Source organism: Rathayibacter oskolensis, from assembly GCF_900177245.1.
In the GTDB taxonomy this organism is placed as follows: Bacteria; Actinomycetota; Actinomycetes; order Actinomycetales; family Microbacteriaceae; genus Rathayibacter; species Rathayibacter oskolensis.
Genome location: NZ_FXBM01000001.1, coordinates 1,355,107 through 1,372,185 on the forward strand (window position 1 = coordinate 1,355,107; position 17,079 = coordinate 1,372,185).

Here is a 17,079-nt window from a genome sequence, read left to right on the forward strand (position 1 = left end):
CGTCCGCGGGGCCGGTCGTCGTCCGAGGGGCTGGGCGCCTCCCCCGGCCGCTCGTAGACTCGGACGGTGAAGGTTCTGGCGGCGATGAGCGGTGGTGTCGATTCGGCGGTGGCTGCCGCGCGCGCGGTGGAGGCGGGCCACGAGGTCGTCGGCGTCCACCTGGCGCTGAGCAGGATGCCGGGGACGCTGCGCACCGGGAGTCGCGGCTGCTGCACCATCGAGGACTCGATGGATGCGCAGCGGGCGGCGAACGTGCTGGGGATCCCCTACTACGTGTGGGACTTCTCGGAGCGCTTCAAGCTCGACGTGGTCGACGACTTCGTCGCCGAGTACGCGGCCGGCCGGACACCCAACCCCTGCATGCGCTGCAACGAGCGGATCAAGTTCGCGGCCCTGCTCGAGAAGGCCCTCGACCTGGGTTTCGACGCCGTCTGCACCGGTCACTACGCCTCCCTCGTGACGGGCCCCGACGGCGGTCCCGAGCTGCACCGGGCGAGCGACGAGGCGAAGGACCAGTCGTACGTCCTGGGGGTGCTCACCACGCAGCAGCTGGAGCACTCGATGTTCCCGCTCGGCTCGACGCCGTCGAAGGCGATCGTCCGGGCCGAGGCGGCGCGCCGGGGCCTGAGCGTCGCGAGCAAGCCGGACAGCTACGACATCTGCTTCATCCCCGACGGCGACACCCGCGGCTGGCTCTCGGAGCGGGTCGCGCCCGCGGCCGGCGCGATCGTCGACCGCGAGGGCGCGGTCGTCGGTGCCCACGAGGGCGCCCACGGCTACACCGTCGGGCAGCGCAGGGGCCTGCACCTCGGAGTGCCGGCACCGGACGGTCGGCCGCGCTTCGTCCTCGAGGTGCGTCCGAAGACGAACGAGGTGGTGGTCGGGCCGCGGGAGGCGCTGCGGATCGGCGAGATCGCCGGATCGCGCTTCACCTGGGCGGGTGCGGCGCCGCTGGAGGCGACCCGTCCGTTCCGCTGCGAGGTCCAGATCCGTGCGCACGCCGACCCGGTCCCGGCCTCGGCCGTGGTGTCGGAGGTCGATGGCAGAGTCGAGCTCGTGATCACTCCGGATTCGCCGCTCGACGGCGTCGCCCCCGGCCAGACGGCCGTCGTCTATCTCGGCACCCGCGTGCTCGGTCAGTGCACGATCGATCGGACCGTCTCCTCCGACGCCGAGCTCGCCGCGGTGCTCCGATGACCGCCGAGCAGGCGGCCGGGCAGAGCGCCGGGGTCGACGAGGCCCGCGTCGACGAGCTCCGTGCGCGGATCCGATCCGCGAGCGAGGACTACTACGCCGCAGACGCCTCGCCGCTCGCCGACGCCGAGTACGACGCTCTGGTGCGCGAGCTGGCCGATCTCGAAGCCGCCCACCCCGAGCTCGCGAGCGACGACTCGCCCACGCAGACGGTCGGCGGCATCGTCGGAGCGGGCCTGGCGCCGATCGACCACTCCGAGCGGATGCTCTCGCTCGACAACGTCTTCTCGGCCGACGAGCTGCGCGAGTGGTGCGAGAAGACCGTCGCCTCAGCGGCCCGCCCGATCCGCTGGCTGACCGAGCTCAAGATCGACGGTCTCGCGATCTCGCTGCACTACGAGCACGGGCACCTGGTCACCGCCGCCACCCGCGGCGACGGGCGCACGGGCGAGGACGTCACGGTCAACGCCCTGCGCGTCGCGGGCATCCCGCTCGAGCTCTCCGGCGAGGGCCACCCGGCCCTGGTCGAGGTCCGCGGCGAGGTGTTCATCCCGGTCGCGGCGTTCGCCGCCCTCAACCGCCTGCAGGAGTCGCTCCGCGACGACGCGGTCGAGGAGGCGCGGGCCCGCTGGTCGTCCCGGCCCGAGGCCGGTCGCAAGCCGTTCGACGAGGAGCGGGCGAGAGAGAGCGCCCTGCGCCGCTTCCCGACGTTCGCGAACCCGCGGAACGCCGCGAGCGGCGGCCTCCGCCAGCAGCTCGACAAGAAGTCAGGCCTCGATCTGCGGGCGGGCGAGGCCAGGGTCGACTCCCTCGCGCTCTACGTGCACGGCATCGGCGCCTGGCCCGACCCGCCGGTCGCCGCGCAGTCCGAGGTCTACAGCCTGCTCGCCTCGTGGGGGCTCCCGGTCAGTGCGCACAACCGCGTCTCCGAGTCGGTCGACGAGGTGCTCGCGTTCGTCGAGCGCTACGGACGCGAGCGCCACTCCGTCGAGCACGAGATCGACGGAGTCGTCGTCAAGGTCGACGAGCTCGAGCTCCACGACGAGCTCGGGGCGACCAGCCGCGCACCGCGGTGGGCCATCGCCTACAAGTACCCGCCCGAGGAGGTGCACACGAAGCTCCTCGACATCGTGGTGAGCGTCGGGCGCACGGGTCGGGCGACCCCGTTCGCGGTGATGGAGAAGGTGAAGGTCGCCGGGTCCGAGGTCCGCCAGGCGACGCTGCACAACGCCGACGTCGTCAAGGCGAAGGGGGTGCTGATCGGCGACACGGTCGTGCTCCGCAAGGCCGGCGACGTCATCCCGGAGGTGCTCGGCCCGGTCGTCGAGCTGCGCGACGGCTCGGAGCGCGAGTTCGTCATGCCGACCGTCTGCCCCGAGTGCGGGACGACCCTGGCTCCGGCCAAGGAGGGCGACGTCGATCTGCGCTGCCCGAACGCACGCTCCTGCCCGGCGCAGGTGCGCGGACGCGTCGAGCACATTGGCGGGCGCGGTGCTCTCGACATCGAGGTGCTGGGCGAGGTCACGGCCGCCGCGCTGACCCAGCCGCTCGTGCCCGCGGAGCCTCCGCTCGTCACCGAGGCCGGGCTCTTCGAGCTCCGGATCGAGGACGTCTTCCCCATCGAGGTCGTCGTCCGCGACAGCGAGACGGGCCTGCAGAAGCTCGACGAGCGCGGGGAGGCGAAGGTCGTCGGCCCGTTCAAGCGCAAGCGGCAGAAGCGCGACGGCCCCTTCGATCCCGAGGCGGCGGTGTTCTCCGGCGACGCCGAGTACGTCCCCTCCACGAGCGGACTGCAGCTCATCGCGAACATCGACAAGGCGAAGACCTCCCCGCTCTGGCGCTTCCTCGTGGCGCTGAGCATCCGGCACGTCGGCCCCGTCGCCGCCCGTGCGCTGGCCGGCCACTTCGGCTCGCTCGACGCGATCCGCGCGGCGACGAGCGACGAGCTCGCCGCCGTCGACGGCGTGGGCGGCATCATCGGCGACGCTGTCCTCGCGTGGTTCGAGGTCGACTGGCACGTCGAGATCGTCGAGCGCTGGGCGGCGGCCGGCGTGCAGTTCACGACGCCCGGCCACCCCGGTCCGGGAGCCGCGGATGCCGCAGGGGGCGTGCTCGCCGGGCTGACGGTCGTCGCGACCGGGTCCCTCGAGGGCTACTCCCGGGAAGGCGCGCAGGAGGCGATCCTCCAGGCCGGCGGGAAGGCCGGCTCGAGCGTGTCGAAGAAGACCCACTACGTCGCCGCGGGCCCGGGCGCGGGGAGCAAGCTCGGCAAGGCCGAGCAGCTCGGGGTGCGGATCATCACGGCGGCCGAGTTCCACCTCCTGGTGACGGAGGGTCCGGAGGCCATCGCGCTGCCGGCGGCCGTCGAGGAGTCCGCCGACTCCGTGTCCGCCGACGCGGAGCCCCACGAGGGTCAGGGCGATCCTGTCCCGAGCACGGAGGAGACCGCCGACGACCACGCCTGATCCGGCGGGCCGCGATCGCCGGGCGTTCCTGCGCCGATCCCTCGCCGAGGCCGCCTCGGGCGCGCTCGACGCGATCGCGCGCCGCTCCGACGAGGCCGCCCGGAGGCGCGCGGCGGCCGAGGTCGTCGCGGGCGTCGACCACCTCGTCGTCCTCGGGTTCGCCGACCGAGGCCGCAGGCAGGTGCTCGGCGCCCTCGACGGCGAGCAGGGGATCGACTTCAACGGCAGCACCGACGAGGTGATGACCCCTCGGGCCGCCGACGACCGGGCCGACGGGCGCTTCGCTCCCGAGATGCTCCCCGTGCACACGGCTCTCGCGCTCGCGTTCGCGCGGGCCGGCCACTGGAGCGCCGACGGCCGTGATCCGCTGGTCGACCTCATCGCCGCCTCCCGCACCGCCGGCACGCCGTGGGCACTCGTCGTGGACGACCGGCAGGGTGTCTCGACGACCCTCCTCGCAGCCGGCCGGCCCGTCGACGAGCCGCACTCCGTCGAACGCGAGGGCGGGGAGCTCGTGCCGCTCGGGGAGCTCCACGACCGGGTCCTCGGCGGTGCGCTCCCGCCGGTCGTCCTCGTCGAGCCGCGCTCCCTCGTGGATCCCGCCGATCTCGCCTCCGCCGTCGAGCTCGGCGAGGCCCGCGGTGCCGACGCGCGCGCCGCCGAGGAGCTGCTCCACACCGTCTACAGCGCGGTGCGCGTCGGCGAGCGCTCCGGCCGGCGGATGCTGCTCGTGGTCGTCGGGCGCGGGAGCGCGGCCGATCCCGGTGAGGTCCCGGTGCTCGTCATCGCGTCCGGCGTGCGGGCCGCCTCCCGGATCGAGACGCCGCTGGGCCCGTCGACGCTCCCGCACCTCGTCCGCGCCCGTTTCGCCCGCGATCCCCGCGCCCTGGCCGACCCCGGAGTCCTCGCGCTCGCGGAGGCGCTGAGCGCTCCGCTCCGGCCGCTGTCCCGCTGGCCGCTGACCTCCCCGGCCTTCCTGCCGTCGTCGCGCGGCGGCGGCGTCCCGCCCCGCCTGCACGCCGCGCTCCTGCGCGCCGGACTCGGCGACCCCCGTGCCCACGAGAGCGTCGACGAGGCGCTCGACCGGCTCCGAGCCGCCTCTCCCGGCGCCACGGTGCACCCCCGGCGGGAGCGATCGCGCGACACGCGGAGAGGACGGACAGCATGAGCACCGATACCGACGGCACGCCGGAGGGCGGCCGCTCCGGGGACGACGCGCCCCGCTCCGAGCCGGGTAGGGCGTCCGGATCGCCGTCCCGCCGACGCTTCCTGGCCGGGAGCGCCGTGGCCGGCGGGGTCGCGGCGGGCGCTCTCGCGGGAGGTGCGATCGGCGCCGCCGTCGCCTCCGGCCGGGCGCGCGACGAGGAGTCGCCCCTGCCCGAGAGGGGCGAGCCCGGCTTCGACCACGTCGTCGTCGTCATGTTCGAGAACCGCTCGTTCGACAACATCCTCGGCCGCCTCTACGCCGACGGCGATCTGCCGGCGGGGGAGAGCTTCGAGGGGCTCGAGACCGGCGAGCACTCGAACACGAGCGCCGCGGGCGACACCGTGGCCGCTCACGTCTACGAGGGGGCCACCGACACGGTGATGCGCCAGCCCGACCCCGACCCGGGGGAGGAGTACCCGCACGTGAACACCCAGCTCTTCGGCACGATCGATCCGCCCTCGAACGCCGGGAAGGGGGTCGGTGAGATGACGGCACCCTTCAACGCCCCGGCCGACGACTCCGCCCCGACGATGGAGGGATTCCTGGAGGACTACATCCAGAACCTCCGCGCGATGAAGAAGGGCCACGAGCCCACGGCGGAGGAGTACGGCACCATCATGGGCGGCTTCTCGCCCGAGATGCTGCCGGTCTTCTCGACGCTCGCGCGGGAGTTCGCCGTCTTCGACCACTGGTTCGCCGCGGTCCCGTCGCAGACGTTCTGCAACCGCTCGTTCTTCCACGCCTCAACCTCGCACGGCTTCGTCACCAACAAGCACGGCGGCGGCTACGAGAAGTGGCTCGCCGACGATCTCGCCGATGCTCCGACGGTCTTCAACCGGCTCGAGGAGGCGGGGAAGAGCTGGCGGGTCTACTTCGACGCCCTGCAGGTCGTCTCCTACACGGGATTCCTGCACGCACCGGTCCTCGAGAAGTACTGGACGACGAACTTCGCGACGATGGAGCAGTTCGCCGCTGATGTCGCGAACGGAGAGCTCCCCGACTACGCCTTCATCGAGCCCCGGCTCGTCTTCGACCACAACGACATGCACCCGCCGACCGGGTCGTTCCACGAGGACGAGCTCGACGGCCGGCCGCTCTACGACAGCGCGCTGTCCGACGTGCGGGCGGGCGAGCTCCTCCTGCACCAGGTCTACTCGGCGATCCGCGAGAGTGCGAGCGAGACGGGATCGAACGCGATCAACACCCTGCTGCTGGTCACCTTCGACGAGCACGGCGGTCTCTACGACCACGTGCCGCCTCCCTCGGCGACGCCGCCCGGAGACGGCCGCGAGGGCGAGATGGGCTTCGGCTTCGACCGCCTGGGCTGCCGGGTCCCCGCGATCGCGATCTCGGCGTACACCCGAGCCGGCACGATCCTGCACGACGAGATGCACCACGGCGCTCTGATCCGCACCCTGAGCAGACTGCACGGGCTCGAGCCGCTGACGGAGCGCGACGCCTCGGCCCCCGACCTCTTCGGCGCCGTCACGCTCGATGCGCCCCGGCAGATCGGCGACTGGCCGACCACGGTGCCGCAGTACCTCCCGCCGAATCCGGAGGCGACGCCTCCGCACCCCGCCAACGCGAACCGGGACAAGCCGCTCAGCCCGCCGGCACTCGGGCTGATGGGCCTGCTGCTCGCGCGCTACGGGGAGCCGGGCGAGGAGCTGCCGACCACCTACGAGGGCGCCTACAACGCACTGCTGAAGCACGGGACGAGTCTGTTCGGCATCTCCGCCACCCCGACCCCCACGCCCTGACCCCCTCCGCGGGAGGGCGCGAGCGGGTCCCCGCGCGGCGTCCGGTGGAGAGGCCCCGAGTAGACTGGTCGCCGAATCCTCACGAACCACCAGACGGAGACGCATGTCCGAGATCACGGCCGACACGGTCGCCCATCTGGCCCAGCTGGCCAGGATCGACCTCTCACCCGAGGAGATCCAGACGATGACCCGGGAGCTCGGCCAGATCGTCGACTCCGTGCGCCAGGTGCAGGCCGTCGCCACCCCCGACGTCCCCGCGACCAGCCACCCGATCCCCCTCGAGAACGTCTTCCGGCCCGACGTGGTCGGTGAGACGCTGACCCGCGAGCAGGCGCTCTCGGGAGCGCCGGAGCACGACGGCAGCCGCTTCCAGGTCTCCGCGATCCTGGGGGAGGAGCAGTGAGCGCGCACGGCGACGAGCTCGTCCGTCTCAGCGCCTCGGCGCTCTCCGAGCGGCTGGCCGACGGATCCGTCTCCTCGGTCGAGGCGACGCGCGCCCACCTCGACCGCATCGCCGCTGTCGACGGAGCGGTGCACGCCTTCCTGCACGTCGCGGGCGACGCGGCGATCGAGACCGCTGACGCCGTCGACCGCCGCAGGGCCGGCGGAGAGGCCCTGCACCCGCTCGCCGGTGTGCCGCTCGCGGTCAAGGACGTCATCGTCACGAACGACATGCCCACCACGAGCGGATCCCGGATCCTCGAGGGCTGGCGCCCGCCCTACGACGCGACCGTGATGCAGAAGGTCCGCGCGGCCGGGCTCGTGCCGATCGGCAAGACCAACATGGACGAGTTCGCGATGGGCTCGACGACCGAGCGCTCGGCCTACGGTCCCACCCACAACCCGTGGGATCTCGACCGGATCCCCGGCGGCTCCGGCGGAGGCTCCGCCGCGGCCGTCGCGAGCTACGAGGCGCCGCTGGCGCTCGGCTCCGACACCGGAGGATCGATCCGTCAGCCCGCGCACGTCACCGGCACCGTCGGCGTCAAGCCGACCTACGGAGGCGTGTCCCGCTACGGCGCGATCGCCCTGGCCTCGAGCCTCGATCAGATCGGCCCCGTCTCGAGGACGGTCCTCGACGCCGCGATGCTCCACGACGTGATCGCCGGGCACGACCCGCGCGACTCCACCTCCCTCCGCGACGAGTGGCCGTCCTTCACCGAGGCCGTCCGCCGTGCGGACGTGACGGGGCTGCGCATCGGCGTGCTCAAGGAGCTCGACGGGGGCGAGGGCTTCCAGCCCGGAGTCCTCGCGCGCTTCCACGAGGCGCTCGCCATCCTCGAAGGCGCCGGCGCCGAGATCGTCGAGGTCAGCGCGCCGAGCGTCGAGCACGCGGTCGCCGCCTACTACCTGATCCTCCCCGCGGAGGCGTCCAGCAACCTGGCCAAGTTCGACTCGGTCCGCTTCGGCCTGCGGGTCACCCCTCCCGGAGGCGGCACCGTCGAGCAGGTCATGGCGGCCACGCGCGAGCAGGGCTTCGGCCCGGAGGTGAAGCGCCGCATCATCCTCGGCACCTACGCCCTCTCGGCGGGCTACTACGACGCCTACTACGGCAGCGCACAGAAGGTCCGCACCCTCGTGCAGCGCGACTTCGACGCCGCGTTCGCCTCCGTCGACGTGATCGCCTCGCCGACCGCGCCGACCACCGCCTACCGGCTCGGTGAGAAGCTCGACGACCCGCTGGCGATGTACCGCGGCGACATCGCGACCATCCCGGCCAACCTGGCCGGGATCCCCGGTGTCTCGGTGCCCGCCGGTCTCGCCGACGAGGACGGGCTGCCCGTCGGCGTCCAGTTCCTGGCGCCCGCGCGCGAGGACGCCCGCCTCTACACCGTCGGCGCGGCGCTCGAGGCGCTCCTCGAGGAGAAGTGGGGACACCCGCTGCTCGCGCAGGCGCCCGATCTGTCCCGTTCCGTGCTCTCCGCGACCGAGGAAGGTGCCGTCTGATGGCCTCCGCGCACACGTCAGCCCCCGAGCTGATGGACTACGACGAGGTCTTCGAGACCTTCGAGCCGGTCCTCGGCTTCGAGGTGCACGTCGAGCTCAACACGAAGACCAAGATGTTCTCGGACGCGCCGAACGAGTTCGGCTCCGAGCCCAACACGAACGTCACCCCCGTCGACCTCGGGCTGCCGGGCTCGCTTCCCGTCGTCAACGAGCAGGCCGTCCGCTACTCGATCAGCCTCGGCCTCGCGCTGGGCTGCTCGATCGCGCCGTCGAGCCGCTTCGCGCGGAAGAACTACTTCTACCCCGACCTCGCGAAGAACTACCAGATCTCGCAGTTCGACGAGCCGATCGCGTTCGAGGGCTCGGTCGAGGTCGAGCTCGCCGACGGCACGCTCGTCGAGATCCCGATCGAGCGCGCGCACATGGAGGAGGACGCCGGCAAGCTGACGCACGTCGGCGGATCGACCGGCCGCATCCAGGGCGCCGAGTACTCGCTCGTCGACTACAACCGCGCCGGCGTCCCGCTCGTCGAGATCGTCACGAAGCCGATCTACGGAGCCGGCAAGAGCGCTCCCGAGTTCGCGAAGGCCTATGTCGCCACCATCCGCGACATCGTTCTCGCGCTCGGCATCTCGGACGCGAAGATGGAACGCGGCAACCTGCGCTGCGACGCCAACGTCTCGCTCCGGCCGATCGGCCAGGAGAAGCTCGGCACCCGCACCGAGACCAAGAACGTCAACTCGCTCCGCTCGGTCGAGCGCGCGGTCCGCTACGAGATCCAGCGTCAGGGCGCGATCCTCGCCGCAGGCGGCACGATCACGCAGGAGACGCGCCACTGGCACGAGGACACGGGCCGTACCTCCGCGGGCCGCCCCAAGAGCGACGCCGACGACTACCGCTACTTCCCCGAGCCCGACCTCCTGCCGGTGGTGCCCAGCCCCGAGCTGATCGAGGAGCTGCGCGCAGCCCTGCCCGAGAAGCCGGCCGTCCGCCGCCGTCGCCTCAAGGCCGACTGGGGCTTCACCGATCTCGAGTTCCAGGACGTCGCGAACAGCGGCCTGCTGGCCGAGATCACCGCGACCGTCGCCGCGGGCGCGACTCCGCCGGCCGCACGCAAGTGGTGGACCGGAGAGATCGCGCGGCTCGCGAACGCGGCCGGGCAGGACGCCGCGGCACTCGTCACCCCGGAGCAGGTCGCCGAGCTGGCGGGCCTGATCGAGAAGGGCGTGCTCACCGACCGCCTCGCACGCGAGGTGCTCCAGGGCGTCATCGCCGGCGAGGGCACCCCGCAGGAGGTCGTCGACGCCCGCGGGCTCGCGGTCGTCTCGGACGATGGCGCGCTCATCGAGGCCATCGACGCCGCTCTGGCCTCGCAGCCCGACGTCCTCGCGAAGATCCGCGACGGCAAGGTGCAGGCGGCCGGTGCCGTCATCGGCGCCGTGATGAAGGCGATGAAGGGCCAGGCCGACGCGGCCCGCGTCCGCGAGCTCGTGCTGGAGCGCGCCGCCGGCTGAGCCGGTGCGCGGGGACGGATCGACGTGGGCACTCCTCCCGACTCCGTCCCCGCGCGGCTCGACCTCCCGGGCGGCGCGTTCCTCCGCCCGCTCGTCACGAGCGATCTCGAGCTGCTGCACCCCGCGCTCGGCGAGCAGCGCGCATGGCTGGCCGATCTGCTTCCGGAGGGGCACCCGAGCGCGCTGCCGTCGGCGTCTCCCGGCGACGACCTCCGCGCGCTCGCCCTCCTCGAGGAGGCGGCGCGCGCCGGGTCCGCGTTCGCCTACCTCCTCGTCGACGCCGGATGGACCGAGGCGCTCGGCGCTCTCAGCGTCCGTCCCGTCGACGGCGGGGCAGCTGTCGTGTCGTGGTGGGTCGTCCCCTCGCTGCAGGCCTCGCGCCTCGAGGAGGAGCTCGACGCCTACGCGAGGCAGTGGCTGCGGCTGCGCTGGTCGCTCGACGACATCGACACGCCCGACAACCACCCGGAGGATCCGGCCGCGATCGCGGGCGCCAATCTGGTGCCCCTCCTGCCCGAGCAGCCCGACCGGACGCCGCTCCCGGCTCCCGACGCCGGGAGCGTCGACCGACTGTGGGCGGAGTACCGCGCGGTTGCGGACGCGCCGGAGGCACCGCCTCCGGTCGAGTCCTTCGGCGACTGCGTCGAGATGGCCGATGAGCTCCTCGCGCTCGTGCGCCGCGGAGTGAAGACGGCGACCGCCTCCCTCGTGGGGCCGGACCCGATCCCGGATCCCGGTGATCACTGGATCGTCTGCGACGGGGCGGGAGTGGCGCGCGTCGTCCTTCGGACCGTCGACGTCCGCATCGGATCGCTCGAGTCGGTCGACGACGACTTCGCCCGGGCGGAGGGCGAGGGCGACCGCTCTCGTGACGCCTGGCTCACCGGTCACCGCCGCTACTTCGCGAGGGAGGCGCCCGACGGGATCGGCGACGTCGTGTTCGAGCGCTTCGTGCTGGTCTGGCCGCGGGAGGACGCCGAGCGGGCCGCCGAGTTCCCGCGAAGCATCGCCGCCAGCCCCAGCCCTCATTAGGGGGTTCCCCCGATGCCGTCGTCGACGAGGTTCCGTCAGAGTAGAGCCATGGCTACTCTCGTCCGCCCTCGTCAGGGCAAGATCATCGCCGGCGTCTGCGCCGCACTCGCCCACCGCTTCGGCTGGAGCCCCTTCCTGGTCCGGCTCCTGTTCGTGCTGTCCTGCCTGCTCCCCGGGCCGCAGATCATCGCGTACATCGTGATGTGGATCCTGATCCCCAAGCAGAGGTGACGCGGCGCCTCCCTCGCCCGTGGTCGACCGACCGGACGGCGAGGGAGGCGCTCGCGCGCGACGTGAACGTTCACGGTCCGCACCGCCCGCGAGCTTGACGCCTCCTGTCACTCCCTCGTATCGTCCTGCGTGAACGTTCACGTCGACGACGATGCGAGAGGCCGAGATGACCGACACCACCCCCACGACGACCGAGACGGGCTGGGCCGTACTCGGTCCCGGCGGCATCGCGCGCCGGTTCCTGTCGCAGCTGCCCGCGAGCGAGCGCGGTGCGCGACTCGTCGCCGTCGGCAGTTCCGACCCGGAGCGCGCGGAGGCCTTCGCCGCGGAGGCCGCCGAGCTCTCCTACACCGAGGTGACGAGCGGCGACTACGCCACGGCCCTCGCCGACCCCCGCGTCACCGCGGTCTACATCGCGACGGTGCACACCGGCCACGCCGCACTCGTGCTCCAGGCACTCGAGGCGGGCAAGGCCGTGCTCTGCGAGAAGCCGCTCGCCGTCAATCACGGCACGGCCATGGTGCTGGTCGACGCGGCTCGCCGGGCCGGGCTGCCGCTGGTCGAGGCCTACATGTACCGGTTCCACCCCCAGACGGCGGCGCTCGTCGACCTGCTCCGCGAGGGCGCGATCGGCGACGTGCTCCACATCGACGCCTCCTTCTCGTTCCGCACCGGCTCCCGCACCGGTCGGCTGTACGACGTCGCAACGGCCGGCGGCGGGATCCTCGACGTCGGCGGCTACACGGTCACCGCCGCGGCCGCCGTCGTGCAGGCCGCGACGGGCGTCTCGGTGGCCGAGCCCGTCGAGCTCGAGGCGAGCGGCAGCATCGGACCCACGGGAGTCGACGAGTGGAGCGTCGCACGCCTGACGTATCGCGGCGGGATCACGGCGACCCTCCGCACCGGTGTGGGGCTGCAGGACGCGAACGAGCTCATCGTCCTGGGCTCGCGCGGCCGGCTCCGCCTGCGCGATCCCTGGTTCGGCGCGGAGTCGACGATCGAGATCGATGTGGTGGGGGAGGAGCCGCGCTCGCTGAGCTTCGCCTCCTCCGATCCCTATGCCAGGGAGGCCGACGCGACGACCGACGCTCTCGCGGCCGGTGCCGTCGACGACCCGAGGATGACGCTCGACGAGACGCTCGCGACCGCTCGCACGCTCGACCGCTGGCGCGCCGAGATCGGCCTCCGCTATCCCTTCGAGGCTGAGGACGCCGACATCCTCACCGTCTCGGGGCGCGCGCTGCACGCGGCGGACGACGCCCCGATGCTCTACGGCGAGATCCCGGGTGTCGGCAAGCGCATGTCCCGCCTCGTGATGGGAGTCGACAACCAGCCCGATCTCGCGCACGCGTCCGCGATCTTCGACCTCTTCGTCGAGCAGGGCGGCAACGCCTTCGACACCGGCTACATCTACGGCGGAGGCGAGCTCGAGGGTCGCCTCGGTCGGTGGATCGGCAACCGCGGCATCCGCGACGACGTCGTCGTCATCACCAAGGGTGCGCACACGCCGTACTGCGACCCCGACTCGCTCACCCGGCAGCTGCTCGAGAGCCTCGAGCGCCAGGGCACCGACTACGCCGACATCTACCTGATGCACCGCGACAATCCGGCCGTGCCGGTCGGCGAGTTCGTCGACGTGATGGACGAGCATCAGCGTGCCGGGCGGATCCGCGCCTACGGCGTCTCGAACTGGACTCCCGAGCGGTTCGACGAGGCGCAGGCCTATGCCCGGGCCAACGGTCGCGCCGGGTTCCAGGCTCTGAGCGACCACTTCGGTCTCGCCGAGGCGTACGACGTGCCGTGGGAGGGCTGCGTGCACGTGACCGATCCGGCGTCGAAGGCGTGGCTGATGGAGCGCCAGATCCCTCTGCTGCCGTGGTCGTCGCAGGCGCGCGGCTTCTTCACCGGGCGGGCCCGGCCCGACGACACGAGCGACGCCGAACTGGTGCGCTGCTACTACGGACCCGAGAACTTCGAGCGCCTGCGCCGGGCCGAGCAGCTCGCCGCCGAGTACGGAGTCGGTGCGACGGCGATCGCCCTCGCGTACGTCCTCGCGCAGCCGTTCCCGACGTTCCCGCTCTTCGGTCCGCGCACCCTGACCGAGGTCCGCTCCTCGATGCGGGGCCTGTCGATCCAGCTGACTCCGGAGCAGACGGCGTGGCTCGATCTGCGAGGCTGAGCGGCTCCGACGGGTCCGGTCGAGCGACGATCCGCGACGTCGCGGCGGCGGCCGGTGTCTCGCGGCAGACCGTGACCCGGGCGATGAACGGCATGCCCGGCATCAGCGAGGCCACGAAGCAGCGGGTGCTCGACGCCGCGGAGGAGCTGCAGTACCGGCCGTCGCGGTTCGGTCGCGGCCTGGTCACCGGAGGCGACCGCCAGCTCGGTCTCGTCGTGGACGATCTGCGCAACCCATGGTCGCCCGAGCTCGCGTCCGCGGTCGTCCGGCTCGCGGCGGCGAGGGGATGGAACGTGTCCCTCGCCGACGTGAGCTCGACCGGCGACTCGGACCGCCTGGTGCGGGCGCTCGGGGCGCAGTCGGACGCCGTCATCGGCACCTTCGGCGGACGGGCGGCCGAGTGGGTCGGGCATCTCGGCTCCGTCCCGGTGGTCGAGCTCGACCCGCCGGCGGCCCCGGAGCGCGCGGCTGTGCTGCTCGACCCCTCCGAGGCGATCGACGCGCTGACCGAGCACCTCGTGCGCTCCGGAGTGGGGCACCCGGTGGTCCTCGACGTCGCCTCGGGGCCGGCGGCGAGCCCGCGCGCCCGGCGGCTGGTGCACTCCTTCGCCGAGCACGGACTCGAGGCGTCCGTGGTGCGGGCGTCGACGGCGACGGCCGAAGCGGCGGCGGAGGCGACCGAGCGGATCGTCGCGCGGCCCCGCACCGCGGATGCGATCGTCGCGTTCAACGACCTGTGCGCGATCGGGGTCCTGTCCGCCTGCCGGCGCGCGGGGGTCGACGTGCCCCGCGAGGTCCGCGTCGTCGGGATCGACGGTCTCGCACTCGGCAGACTCCTCGCACCGGCCCTCACCACCCTCGCGGTCGACCTCGACGAGCTGGCCGAGCACGCGCTCGGGCTCGCGATCGAGATGATCGCGGGGGAGCTGCCGAGGTCGGGCCCCGAGGTCGTGCGCACCGTGGGGCACCAGCTGATCGTCCGCGAATCGGCCTGAGGCCCGGGCCCGCCGGTCGATGACTCTCCGGCCGCTCTGAGAGAACCTTCAGCGCGCGCGGCGGAGGGAGGCATAGCGTTGCGCTGTGCGCGCGCGTCCTGCGGCGCCGAGGAGGAGATCATGGGATTCCTGGACCGACTGCTGGGGCGCGAGGAGCGCCCCGACGACGGGCGCTCCGCGTCCGGCTACGGCGCACCGTCAGGCGGAGCGCCCCGCCCCGCCTACGGCACGCCACCCGGGCGATCGGCGCGCAGCGAGGACGAGATCGCGATCGAGCGCTACCGCTACCTGCTGAAGACGGCGCCGCCCGAGGCGATCGAGCAGGTGCACCGCGAGGCGTTCGAGCAGCTGACGCCGGAGCAGCGCCAGCAGGTGTTCCGCGAGCTGAGCGAGGGAGCACCCGCCGGCGACGCCCCGCGGAGTGACGATCCGCAGGCTCTCGCCCAGTCGGCGACCCGCAGCGAGCTCCGGCAGCCCGGCTTCATGGAGCGGCGGTTCTCGGGCGGCGGCGGCGGGATGGGCTTCGGCGGTGTGCTCGCCTCCTCGATGCTGGGGACGATCGCGGGCTTCGTGATCGGATCCGCGATCGCGGACGCCTTCCTCCCCGATGCAGGAGGCGAGACCGCTTCGGCCGACGGCGGCGAGGGGGGCGGCGAGTCCGGTGACGCCGGTGCCGACTCGGGTGCCGACTCCGGGGGCGGCGACTGGGGAGCGGACGGTGGCGGCGGCGACTTCGGTGGCGGTGGCGACTTCGGCGGTGGCGGCGACTTCGGCGGCGGCTTCGACATGTGAGCCGCGGGCCCCGGTTCCCCTCGGGGGACCGGGGCCTCTCCGTGGGCGCGCGAGCGGTCAGTCGTCGAGCAGCATCGCCTTCACCTGGCGGCGGAGCACCTTGCCGATCATGCTCGTCGGGAGCTCGTCGACGACGACGATCCGCTTCGGGACCTTGTAGGGCGTGAGCGCCTCCCGGACGGCCGCCCGCGCCTCTGCCGGGTCGAACGACGCGCCCGGCTCGAGCACGACGGCCGCCACGACGGACTCACCGCTGTGGGCGTCCGGGAGCCCGACGACGGCCGCGTCCCGCACGGCGGGCAGGCGACGCAGAACCTCCTCGACCTCCGACGGCGACACGTTGAAGCCGCCCGTGATGATCAGCTCCTTGATGCGGTCGACCAGGCGCACGAAGCCGTCGTCGTCGACGGTGGCGATGTCGCCGGTGCGGAACCAGCCGTCGGCGGTGAAGGACGCCGCGGTCTCCTCGGGCTTGCGGTGGTACCCGCGGAACACCTGAGGCCCTCGCACGACGAGCTCGCCCTGGGAACCCGGCGTCACCTCGGTCTCGGGGCTCTCGGGGTCGACGATGCGGACGTCCGTGCCGGGCAGCGGCAGCCCGACCGTGCCCGCCCGCCGCGCGGTGCTGACCGGATTGGCCATGAGCACCGGCGACGTCTCCGAGAGGCCGTAGCCCTCCACCAGTGTGCCGCCGGTCAGCTCCTCGAAGCCCTCGACCAGGGCGGGGTCGAGCGGCATGGCGCCCGAGATGGCGATCTCGATTCCCTGCAGCGAGGCGCCGCGCTCGCGGGCCCGGGCGGCGAGCCGCTCGGCGATCGGCGGGACCGCCGGCAGGAACGTCGCCGGATGCTTGCGCATCGCTGTGAGGACCAGATCGGGGTCGAACTTGGGGAAGAGCACGAGACGTGCGCCCATGCTCATCGCGAAGGTGAGGCAGAGGGTCAGGCCGTAGGCGTGGAACATCGGCAGGACGGCGTAGACGACGCAGTCCCCGCGCCTGACCTGAGGGACCCAGGCGCGCGACTGCGCGGCGTTCGCGGTCAGGTTCGCGTGGGTGAGCTCTGCCCCCTTGGGGGTGCCCGTCGTCCCGCTGGTGTACTGGATCACGGCGAGGTCCGAGGCGGCGGGCCGCGGGTGGGCGGGGTCGAGGCGGCGACGGAGGAGCGACTCCCAGTCGACGGCGCCGCGCACCGGGCCGGTCAGCGCGGCGCGCGACTCCCGCGCCTTCTTGAGGGGGAGGCGCAGCGCAGCGCGCATCGGCGCCGGCATGGCCCGGGTGAGGTCCACCGCGACGACCGTCTCGACGCCGAGATCGGAGGGGAGGTCCTGGACCGTCGGGACGACGCGGTCCCAGGCGATGACGACGCGGGCGCCGTGATCCTCGAACTGGTGGCGGAGCTCCCTCGGCGTGTAGAGCGGGTTGTGCTCGACGACGACGGCTCCCAGCCGGAGCACCGCGTAGAAGGCCACGACGTGCTGCGGGCAGTTCGGCAGGACGAGTGCCACGGGGTCGCCGGCGCTGACTCCGAGACGGCGCAGACCCTCCGCGGCCCGCTCGACGTCGTCGGCGAGCTGCGAGTAGCTGGTCGACCGGCCGAAGAACTCGAGGGCGACCTTCTCGGGATAGCGCGCGGCCGACTCGGTGACGATGTCGACCAGCGAGCCCGTCGGAGGCTCGAGGTCGGTCGGCACTCCGGGTGCGTAGCTCCTGGTCCAGGGACGGGGCGGGTGAGTGCTCACCCGCCCCACTCTAGGTGCACCCC

General features: G+C 72.9%; 13 protein-coding genes. 12 read left to right on the forward strand and 1 reads right to left on the reverse strand.

Annotated elements, in window-relative coordinates; translation table 11 throughout:
- Positions 1 to 66: 66 nt before the first annotated feature.
- The 12 genes from mnmA (at position 67) to B9Y99_RS06625 (ending at position 15,316) form a co-directional block, all read left to right on the forward strand.
- Positions 67 to 1,197 (forward strand): tRNA 2-thiouridine(34) synthase MnmA, encoded by a 1,131-nt coding sequence (gene mnmA / locus B9Y99_RS06570; RefSeq protein WP_244274785.1) that lies wholly within the window; start codon positions 67 to 69, stop codon positions 1,195 to 1,197.
- Positions 1,194 to 3,659 (forward strand): NAD-dependent DNA ligase LigA, encoded by a 2,466-nt coding sequence (gene ligA / locus B9Y99_RS06575; RefSeq protein ID WP_085475720.1) that lies wholly within the window; start codon positions 1,194 to 1,196, stop codon positions 3,657 to 3,659. The genes mnmA and ligA overlap by 4 nt, the downstream gene beginning before the upstream one ends.
- A 181-nt stretch (positions 3,660 to 3,840) precedes the next feature.
- Complete coding sequence (locus tag B9Y99_RS06580; RefSeq protein ID WP_085475721.1) at positions 3,841 to 4,827, forward strand: hypothetical protein; 987 nt, start codon at positions 3,841 to 3,843, stop codon at positions 4,825 to 4,827.
- Complete coding sequence (locus B9Y99_RS06585; RefSeq protein ID WP_085475722.1) at positions 4,824 to 6,626, forward strand: alkaline phosphatase family protein; 1,803 nt, start codon at positions 4,824 to 4,826, stop codon at positions 6,624 to 6,626. Before B9Y99_RS06580 ends, B9Y99_RS06585 begins: the two co-directional genes overlap by 4 nt.
- A 103-nt stretch (positions 6,627 to 6,729) precedes the next feature.
- Entirely contained in the window at positions 6,730 to 7,029 is a 300-nt protein-coding gene (gatC, locus tag B9Y99_RS06590; protein ID WP_085475723.1) for an Asp-tRNA(Asn)/Glu-tRNA(Gln) amidotransferase subunit GatC, read from the forward strand.
- Positions 7,026 to 8,573: an Asp-tRNA(Asn)/Glu-tRNA(Gln) amidotransferase subunit GatA gene (gene gatA, locus B9Y99_RS06595; RefSeq protein WP_085475724.1), complete on the forward strand. Its 1,548-nt coding sequence runs from the start codon at positions 7,026 to 7,028 to the stop codon at positions 8,571 to 8,573. Before gatC ends, gatA begins: the two co-directional genes overlap by 4 nt.
- Positions 8,573 to 10,087: an Asp-tRNA(Asn)/Glu-tRNA(Gln) amidotransferase subunit GatB gene (gatB, locus tag B9Y99_RS06600; protein ID WP_085475725.1), complete on the forward strand. Its 1,515-nt coding sequence runs from the start codon at positions 8,573 to 8,575 to the stop codon at positions 10,085 to 10,087. The genes gatA and gatB overlap by 1 nt, the downstream gene beginning before the upstream one ends.
- A 24-nt stretch (positions 10,088 to 10,111) precedes the next feature.
- On the forward strand, positions 10,112 to 11,119 hold the full coding sequence (locus tag B9Y99_RS19155; protein ID WP_244274786.1) for an ASCH domain-containing protein: 1,008 nt from the start codon (positions 10,112 to 10,114) through the stop codon (positions 11,117 to 11,119).
- Between the two features lie 48 nt (positions 11,120 to 11,167).
- The gene (locus B9Y99_RS06610) at positions 11,168 to 11,350 is read left to right on the forward strand and encodes a PspC domain-containing protein (RefSeq protein WP_085475726.1); all 183 of its coding nucleotides are present in this window, start codon (positions 11,168 to 11,170) and stop codon (positions 11,348 to 11,350) included.
- Positions 11,351 to 11,516: 166 nt separating this feature from the next.
- Positions 11,517 to 13,529 (forward strand): aldo/keto reductase, encoded by a 2,013-nt coding sequence (locus tag B9Y99_RS06615; RefSeq protein ID WP_085475727.1) that lies wholly within the window; start codon positions 11,517 to 11,519, stop codon positions 13,527 to 13,529.
- Positions 13,508 to 14,524 carry a LacI family DNA-binding transcriptional regulator gene (locus B9Y99_RS06620; protein WP_085475728.1) on the forward strand — a complete coding sequence of 339 codons (1,017 nt, stop codon included), beginning with the start codon at positions 13,508 to 13,510 and terminating at the stop codon, positions 14,522 to 14,524. The genes B9Y99_RS06615 and B9Y99_RS06620 overlap by 22 nt, the downstream gene beginning before the upstream one ends.
- 120 nt (positions 14,525 to 14,644) lie before the next feature.
- On the forward strand, positions 14,645 to 15,316 hold the full coding sequence (locus B9Y99_RS06625) for a hypothetical protein (protein ID WP_085475729.1): 672 nt from the start codon (positions 14,645 to 14,647) through the stop codon (positions 15,314 to 15,316).
- Positions 15,317 to 15,373: 57 nt separating this feature from the next.
- Here the strand turns inward: B9Y99_RS06625 and B9Y99_RS06630 are convergent, their stop codons facing one another.
- On the reverse strand, positions 15,374 to 17,056 hold the full coding sequence (locus B9Y99_RS06630) for a long-chain-fatty-acid--CoA ligase (protein ID WP_085475730.1): 1,683 nt from the start codon (positions 17,054 to 17,056) through the stop codon (positions 15,374 to 15,376).
- Positions 17,057 to 17,079: the final 23 nt, after the last annotated feature.